At 65.2% G+C, this 6,910-nt stretch carries 5 protein-coding genes; 1 reads left to right on the forward strand and 4 read right to left on the reverse strand.

Features of this window, described 5'->3' with window-relative positions; all coding sequences use genetic code 11:
* Positions 1–33: 33 nt before the first annotated feature.
* The 4 genes from ACOZBP_RS09620 to ACOZBP_RS09635 all read right to left on the reverse strand — a co-directional run bounded on the left by ACOZBP_RS09620 (position 34) and on the right by ACOZBP_RS09635 (position 3,653).
* Entirely contained in the window at positions 34–498 is a 465-nt protein-coding gene (locus ACOZBP_RS09620; RefSeq protein WP_422676200.1) for a hypothetical protein, read from the reverse strand.
* Between the two features lie 68 nt (positions 499–566).
* On the reverse strand, positions 567–1,739 hold the full coding sequence (locus tag ACOZBP_RS09625; RefSeq protein WP_422676201.1) for a carboxynorspermidine decarboxylase: 1,173 nt from the start codon (positions 1,737–1,739) through the stop codon (positions 567–569).
* 37 nt (positions 1,740–1,776) lie between these two features.
* The gene (locus ACOZBP_RS09630; protein WP_422676202.1) at positions 1,777–2,982 is read right to left on the reverse strand and encodes a saccharopine dehydrogenase family protein; all 1,206 of its coding nucleotides are present in this window, start codon (positions 2,980–2,982) and stop codon (positions 1,777–1,779) included.
* Between the two features lie 119 nt (positions 2,983–3,101).
* A complete protein-coding gene (locus ACOZBP_RS09635; RefSeq protein ID WP_422676203.1) occupies positions 3,102–3,653 on the reverse strand; it encodes a DUF3828 domain-containing protein in 552 nt (183 codons plus the stop codon).
* A 242-nt stretch (positions 3,654–3,895) separates the two neighbouring features.
* Here ACOZBP_RS09635 and ileS point away from each other — a divergent pair, with 242 nt between their 5' ends.
* Positions 3,896–6,823, forward strand: coding sequence for an isoleucine--tRNA ligase (gene ileS, locus ACOZBP_RS09640; RefSeq protein ID WP_422676204.1), 2,928 nt, complete (start codon positions 3,896–3,898; stop codon positions 6,821–6,823).
* The last annotated feature ends 87 nt before the right edge of the window (positions 6,824–6,910 follow it).

Genomic DNA, 6,910 nt, shown 5'->3' on the forward strand with positions numbered 1-6,910 from the left:
TCGGTTCGGATCTCGTGCTGCCTAAAACAGCTATTAGCTAGCTGAAAAGTCGAGAAATAAATCGGCTGCGGAGGCTGGTGTATATTCGGCATCGTAGCCTTCCAGCTCTTTTGCCAACCTGGGGTTGCTCGCTGGAGCGTCGCTGTTGATGACGTGGATAATGAAGTCTGGTCTGCGTCCCAGCCGATCCAATAGGCGCAGCACAGTCGCTCCCTCGATGACAACTGGTCGCTGCCGTTCAGGGTCTTCTTGGTCGAGCCTGGTGCCAATGACCTGGTCGATTAAATCCTCATGGTGTTCCATCGCTCCACACGCTCGGCGAAGGAACAGGTCCGTCTCGATCAGCGAGACATTGAAGCGGTAAGCTAGATATCGCCCCAGAGAAGTTTTGCCGACGCCCGGCAGTCCAGTGATCGCGACGATTTTGCCGGGTAAATTGTGAAGCGCAGGTTTTAACGCTTCGACAGCCGGTTCGTAGTTGCGTTCGTTCTGAAACATCGATGACCATTAGGCTCTATGAGTGGTTTCTCGATTTCGAGCGCTGAACTACAACGCCGCTCGTCACCTCACGACAGCCGGTCGCGGAACTCCGTCCAGTCGAACTCCTTGACCATCCGCAGCTCGTCCGTGGCGCTGTTCCACAGGGCGATGGACGGTAGCGGGACGCCGTTGAAGGTATTGGTCTTCACCATCGAATAGTGGGCCTGATCCAGGAAGGCGAGGCGCGTTCCGGGCGTCGGGCGTTCAGCAAAGACGTAGTCGCCGATGATGTCGCCGGCCAGGCAGGACGGCCCGCCCAGGCGCACCGTGACGCCGTCTTCGGGCTCATGCAGCATGGCGGGGCGATAGGGGGCCTCGATCACGTCGGGCATATGACAGGTGGCCGAGATGTCGGTGATGGCGATGGGCATGCCGTTATCGAAGACGTCGAGGATCTCGCCGATCAGGATGCCGGCGTCGAGCGCCACGGCCTCGCCCGGCTCCAGATAGACCTGCACCCCGTGGCGTTCGGCGATCTGGTTCAGGAAGGCGACCAGACGGTCGGTCTGGTAGTCGGCGCGGGTGACGTGGTGGCCGCCGCCGAGGTTCAGCCACTTCACTCCGCCCAGCAGGGGCGCCAGCTTCGGTTCCACCGCCGCCCAGATGCGGGCCAGGGGCTCGAAATCCTGTTCGCACAGGGCGTGGATATGCAGGCCGTCGACGCCCTGCATGTGCTCAGGTCTAAGCTGCGACACCGGGAAGCCGAGACGCGAGCAGGGCTGGGCCGGGTCGTACTTGGCGACCTCGCCCTCGGAATGTTCGGGGTTCAGCCGCAGGCCGATCTCGAAGACCTCGCCCTCGGCCCGCGCCTTGGCGATCAGGTCGGCGAAGCGCGTCACCTGATCCGGCGAGTTGAAGATGACGTGGTCGGACAGGCGCAGGATCTCGGGCAGATCCTCGGCCTTGTAGGCGGGCGAATAGGTGGTCAGCTCGCCCTTGTAGAACTCGCGCGCCAGCCGCGCCTCCCACAGACCGGAGGCGCAGACGCCGTCGAGGTATTCCTCGACGACGTCCGCCAGCGACCACATGGAAAAGGCCTTGAGCGCCAGCAATACCTTGGCGTTGCCCCGGTCGCGCACGTCCTTCAGCACGGCCAGATTGCGCCGCACCGCGGCCTCGTCCACCACGAAGGCGGGCGAGGCGACGCGGTTCAGATCAAAGCGAGCAAAGGCTCCGGGATCGCCGGCCTTGGTTTCCATGTCGTCTTTTTACTCAGGTCTCTAGAAGGCGAGCATTTTAGAAAGCGAGAGGCGCGTCCAGCTCTTCCACGGTCCACGGCAGGCCATGCTTGTTCAGCATGTCCATGAAGGGATCGGGGTCCAACTGCTCCATGTTGAAGACGCCCTCGCCCTTCCACGTGCCGGTCAGCATCATGGCCGCGCCGATCATGGCCGGAACGCCCGTGGTGTAGCTGACGGCCTGGTTGCCGGTTTCGGCATAGGCGGCTTCGTGGTCGCAGATGTTCTTGACGTAGAAGGTCTTCTGAACGCCGTCCTTCTCGCCGGTGGCGATGGTGCCGATGTTCGTCTTGCCCTTGGTGATCGGACCCAGCGACGAGGGTTCCGGCAGCAGGGCCTTCAGGAACTCGATCGGGATGATCTCGCGGCCCTGGAACATCATCGGCTCGATCGAGGTCATGCCGATGTTTTCCAGCACTTCCAGGTGCTTCAGGTAGCTGTCGCCGAAGGTCATCCAGAAGCGGATGCGTTTGATTTCCGGGTAGAACTTGGCCAGCGACTCCAGTTCCTCATGATACATGAGGTACATGTTCTTCTGACCCACGCCCTCGAAATCGAAGGCCTGCTTGTGGCTCAGCGCCGGGCCCTCGACCCACTGGCCGTTTTCCCAGTGACGCGAGTTGGCGGTCACTTCGCGCAGGTTGATTTCCGGGTTGAAGTTGGTGGCGAACGGAAGCCCCGTGTCGCCGCCGTTGCAGTCCAGGATGTCGAGCGTGTCGATCCGGTCCAGCAGGTGCTTCTTGGTGTAGGTGGCGAAGACCGAGGTCACGCCGGGGTCGAAGCCCGAGCCGAGCAGCGCCATCAGGCCGGCTTCCTTGAAGCGCTCCTGATAGGCCCACTGCCACTTGTATTCGAACTTGGCTTCGTCGCGCGGCTCATAGTTGGCCGTGTCGAGGTAGTTGACGCCGGCGGCCAGGCAGGCGTCCATGATCGCCAGGTCCTGATAGGGCAGGGCCAGGTTGACCACCAGGGCCGGCTTGACCGACTGGATTAGGGCCGTCGTCGCGGCGACATCGTCGGCGTCGATCTGGGCCGTGTCGATGGTCACGCCAAAGCGCGACTTCACGGATTCGGCGATAGCGTCGCACTTGGACTTCGTGCGGCTCGCCAGGGTGATATGCGAAAAGATGTCCGCATTCATCGCCATCTTGTGGACCGCGACGGAGCTGACGCCGCCTGCACCGATAACCAGCACCCTGCTCATGTGTGGCTTCTCCTGAAGTCTGAAACTGCTTTGGCGACACCGCCGCCGCTATAAAGGGCGGGGCTCTTAACACGATGATGACAGGATCGCTAACGGTCGCGTGTCGCAGGAGTTGCCGCTCAGCCCTCCGCACGCTCGGCGATGGCCATCAGGGCGTCGTGCAGGGACTGGCCCTTGGCGTCGACCACGTCGGCGATGCGCCACATGGGGCCTTCCTTGGCCAGCTTCAGCGTCTGTCGGTGTGTCTGGCCGTGGTTGGTGAAGGTCACGTCGGCGGTGGACGCCTTGTCGCCGTCGGGCGTCATCTTCAACGCTGTCAGGGCGAAGCCGTCGGCGTCCTGACAGGCGCAGACGGGATCGTAGTTCAGATAGGGAACCTCGCCCCTGGCCTCCCGGAAGTCGACGCCGATCAGGGCGTTCAGCGTGCGGGAATAGAGCGGGTCGCGGCCGGGGCTGATCGCTGCTGCGGCCGGATCGTTCGCCAGAGGCGAGGCGGCGTTGGCGTAGAGGGCGCGGACGAAGGCCTCGGCGTCCTTTTCTCCGGCGGCGTAGACGGCCGCGCGCCCGGTCAGCGGCGCCTCGACCGGCGCAGGCGGAGCCTCCTCGGCGGGAGAGCAGGCCGCCGCCGTCAGGCCCAGAACCGCCGCCGCTGTCATCGCCTGAATGCGCATCCGATCGTCTCCCTCTGTTCGCTTCGACTATGGCGCAGGCGCCGCCCGGTCTGCTAGACGGTTTCAACCATGACCGTTCGCGTGATCCGTCCGATTTCGATTAGCCGCCCGGCGTAGCGCCAGGGCCGTTAGAGCCCCGCGCACGTCGGGATCGAATATCGCCGATGCCGTTCAACGGCCTTCACGCTAGACTGCGCCCGCGCCGCTTCCTCGGCGCCCGCGAACAAGACAAAGATTACTCCATGGCCGACGCCACCAACGACACCGCTTCTGATGCATCGGGCCGCGACTATCGCGACACCGTCTTCCTGCCGGAGACGCCCTTCCCCATGCGGGGCGGCCTGCCCAAGAAGGAGCCGGAGATCATCGCTGCCTGGGGCGACCTCTACAGCCACCTGCGCGCTGTGCGTCAGGCCCAGAAGGCGCCGCTCTACGTCCTGCACGACGGCCCACCCTACGCCAACGGCGACATCCACATCGGCCACGCCCTGAACAAGACGCTGAAGGACTTCGTGGTCCGCTCGCGCTTCCTGCTGGGTTACGATGTCGACTACGTCCCCGGCTGGGACTGCCACGGCCTGCCGATCGAGTGGAAGATCGAGGAGCAGTACCGCGCCAAGGGCCGCCGCAAGGACGAGGTCTCCAAGGAAGAGTTTCGCACCGCCTGCCGTGAATACGCCGGCAAGTACATCGACCTGCAACGCGACCAGTTCCTGCGCCTGGGCATCACCGGCGACTTCGCCAACCGCTACGCCACCATGGACTTCGGTTCTGAGGCGGCCATCGTCGCCGAGTTCCACAAGTTCAAGAACTCGGGCCAGCTATATCGCGGCTCCAAGCCCGTCATGTGGTCGCCGGTCGAGCGCACGGCCCTCGCCGACGCCGAGGTCGAGTATCACGACCACGTCTCGCCCACGATCTGGGTCAAGTTCCCGGTGGTCGGCGCGACCGACAGCCATGCTGACGATCTGCTGTCCTTCCGCACGGCGACGCCCTCGGTGGTGATCTGGACGACCACGCCCTGGACCATCCCGGCCAACCGCGCCATCTCGTACGGCCCCGAGATCGCCTATGGCCTGTACGAGGTCACGGCGCTGGAAGAGGGCCTCGACTACGAGCCCTGGGCCAAGCCGGGCGACCGCTTCATCATCGCTGACAAGCTGGCCGAAGAGGTTTTCAAGGCGGCCAAGATCAGCGGCTTCACCCGCGTCGACGCCATCAACCCCTCGGGCCTGGAATGCGCCCACCCGCTGGCGGCGCTCGACACGGGCTACGGCTTCTCCGTGCCTCTGCTGGCCGGCGATCACGTCACCGACGACGCCGGCACCGGCTTCGTCCACACCGCGCCCGGCCACGGCGCGGACGACTATGCCGTCTGGCTGGCCCACGGCCATCGCGAGGTGCCGGACACGGTTGATGCGGACGGCGCCTATTACGAGCACGTCCCGCTGTTCGCGGGCCTCAAGGTGCTGGAGACCGAGGGCAAGAAGACCGGCAAGTTCGGCCCCGCCAATGGCGCGGTGATGGAAAAGCTGATCGAGGCCGGCAATCTGCTGGCGCGCGGCCGGATGGAGCACTCCTATCCGCACAGCTGGCGCTCGAAAGCCCCGATCATCTTCCGCAACACGCCCCAGTGGTTCATCCGCATGGACGAGGAGTTGAGCGACGGCGCCACCCTGCGCGACCGCGCCCTGAACGCCATTGACTCCACCGCCTTCCACCCGGCAGGGGGCAAGAACCGCATCCGCTCGATGGTGGAGGGGCGTCCCGACTGGCTGATCAGCCGTCAGCGCGCCTGGGGCACGCCCCTGGCCATGTTCGTGGACAAGCAGACCGGCCAGCCCCTGCATGATCCCGAGGTCGACGCCCGCATCGTCAAGGCCGTGGCCGAGGGCGGCGCCGACGTCTGGTTCTCGGCCCCCGACGCCGACTTCCTGGGCGCCCACGATCCCGAGCGGTTCGAGAAGGTCACCGACATCCTCGACGTCTGGTTCGACTCGGGCTCGACCCACGCCTTCACCCTGGACCCGCGCACCGCCGAGCATGGCTATACGGGCGACCGCCCGTCGCATTGGCCGGCCGACCTCTATCTCGAAGGGTCGGACCAGCACCGCGGCTGGTTCCAGTCGTCGCTGCTGGAAGGTTGCGGGACGCGTGGCCGGGCGCCGTTCAAGGCGGTCCTGACCCACGGCTTCACCCTGGACGAGAACGGGGAGAAGATGTCGAAATCGCGGGGCAACACGACCGACCCCCTGACCATCATCAAGGAATCCGGCGCCGACATCCTGCGTCTGTGGGTGGCGCTGGTCGACTATTCGGACGACCAGAGGATCGGCAAGCAGATCCTGCAGACCACGGTCGACGCCTATCGCAAGCTGAGGAACACCGTCCGCTATCTGCTGGGCGCCCTGAACGGCTTCGAAGAGGCCGAACGCCTGCCCTACGACCAGATGCCGCCGCTGGAGCAGTTCATCCTGCACCGTCTGCATGAACTGGACGGTCAGGTGCGCGAGGCCTATGCGGAATACCGCTTCCAGGACGTCGTTCGCCCGGTGATGGAGTTCTGCTCGGGCGACCTGTCGGCGCTCTATTTCGACGTGCGCAAGGATAGCCTCTACTGCGACCGTCCCGACAGCGTCCGCCGCCGCGCCGTCCGCACGGTGATGGACGAGGTCTTCATGCGCCTGACCGCCTGGCTGGCCCCGCTGACGCCCTTCACCATGGAAGAGGCCTGGACGACGCGCTTCCCCGAGGCGGGCACGAACTGCGCCCGCGTCATCCCGGAAACGCCGGGCAAATGGCGCAACCCGGTCGAGGCCGAGCGTTGGGCCGGGGTCAACACCGTGCTGGAAGTGGTCAACGAGGCGCTGGAAGCCGCGCGCCGCGACAAGCTGATCGGCGGCGCCCTGGACGCCTGGCCGGTGGTCACGGCCCCGGCTGAGCTGCTGGCGCCCTTCGACGGTCTGGACGCCGCCGAGGTCTTCCGCACCTCGGGCGCTGAACTTGTGGTCGGCGGCGACGCCGTCACTGTCGAGGTCAAGCTGGCCGACCATCCCAAGTGCGCCCGCTCATGGCGTCGGGTGCCGGACGTCGGCTCCGACGCCGACTTCCCCGACCTGTCAGCCCGCGACGCCGACGCGGTCCGCTGGCTGGACGCCCAGAAGGCCTAGGTCCAATCGACATTCAGGGATTCACGGGCGGCCTGATGCGTGATTCATAGGTCTCCGCTTTGGCGGAGGTCAGCGATGGGCGTGAAG

It is taken from the genome of Brevundimonas sp. NPDC058933 (assembly GCF_049315965.1).
GTDB lineage: Bacteria > Pseudomonadota > Alphaproteobacteria > Caulobacterales > Caulobacteraceae > Brevundimonas.

Coding starts and splice junctions, on each gene's coding strand:
- ACOZBP_RS09620 (WP_422676200.1), bottom strand. CDS start 498: ATGTTTCAGAACGAACGCAACTACGAACCGGCTGTCGAAGCGTTAAAA.
- ACOZBP_RS09625 (WP_422676201.1), bottom strand. CDS start 1,739: ATGGAAACCAAGGCCGGCGATCCCGGAGCCTTTGCTCGCTTTGATCTG.
- ACOZBP_RS09630 (WP_422676202.1), bottom strand. CDS start 2,982: ATGAGCAGGGTGCTGGTTATCGGTGCAGGCGGCGTCAGCTCCGTCGCG.
- ACOZBP_RS09635 (WP_422676203.1), bottom strand. CDS start 3,653: ATGCGCATTCAGGCGATGACAGCGGCGGCGGTTCTGGGCCTGACGGCG.
- ileS (WP_422676204.1), top strand. CDS start 3,896: ATGGCCGACGCCACCAACGACACCGCTTCTGATGCATCGGGCCGCGAC.